At 34.9% G+C, this 1029-nt stretch carries 2 protein-coding genes; one reads left to right on the forward strand and one right to left on the reverse strand.

Annotation, left to right across the window (positions count from 1 at the left end):
- Nucleotides 1–562 (forward strand): ImmA/IrrE family metallo-endopeptidase (locus VXQ92_RS21195; RefSeq protein ID WP_416683091.1); only part of this gene is annotated, 562 nt, incomplete at its 5' end.
- A gap of 49 nt (nt 563–611) precedes the next feature.
- On the opposite strand, the gene VXQ92_RS21200 is transcribed toward VXQ92_RS21195, so the two are convergent.
- On the reverse strand, nt 612–1029 hold a 418-nt coding region (locus tag VXQ92_RS21200), incomplete at its 5' end, for a hypothetical protein (RefSeq protein WP_416683092.1).

The raw sequence follows: 1029 nt of genomic DNA on the forward strand, positions 1-1029 counted from the left end.
ATTCGTATTATTAGATACTTTTAAATCTGCAGAACGATCGAGGTTTGATGCTGCGCATGAACTTGCACATATTTTTTTGCATATTTATGATACACAAACACCAACCGACGATATTGATTACAAAAAACGTGAAAGTGAAGCTGATAGATTCGCTTCCTGTTTTTTAATGCCTAATGAAAGTTTCCGTGAGTTAGCGCCAAATGAAATGAGTATTGGCAATATGCTAAAATATAAAAGTTATTGGCGTGTTTCATTACAAGCGATCAATTATAAATCCCATAAACTTAATTTAATTACAGATTGGGTTTATAGAAGTAATTGCATGAAAATTAACTCATTGGGCTATCACAAAAATGAGCCTCAACCAACTCACCACGATCAATCAATTCTGTATCTAAAATTATTAAAACTTTTAGATGCGAAAGGCAATTTTTCAATAAATGAAATGCTCAATGAAATAGGTATCTCTTGGGAAGATTTTGATAACCTAACTTTTCGTTCACTCACCTTATTTACAGATTATAAAGAGTCAAAAAGACCAAAATTGACTATTGTTCAATAAATATTTATTAACTATAAAACTACTGTCCCCGCTTAGTGCGGGGATTTTTTTATCGGCCTTTTAAACCATCTTGGATTTGTTGCTGTAATCTCAAAATATCATCTAAATTTACTTTCATCGTACCTTCACGATAAGCATCGACATTACTTCGGTTAATTTGCAGAGGCTTTAACATTTCAAAAAGACCATTGGTTGGGTCAGAAGATTGGATTCCACCCGCTACAGCTAGAATATATTCTCGTAAAAATGGAGAAAGCTGAGACAAGTCTGGCTGTGCCATGACAGGTTGATAGTCTACTGTCGTCATACCTTCAGGGACTAAAGCATTCTGTATATCGTTATGAGTTTTATACTCACGATGTTGTAGAGCCTGACGCACTTTTTTATCTTCTTGAAATGGGACAAAGCCTACTTCTTCACGTAGCTCAGATTCGGCCATAACGCGAATTGTAGGTAAAGTAGCCACT

Source organism: Acinetobacter sp. 228, from assembly GCF_048147885.1.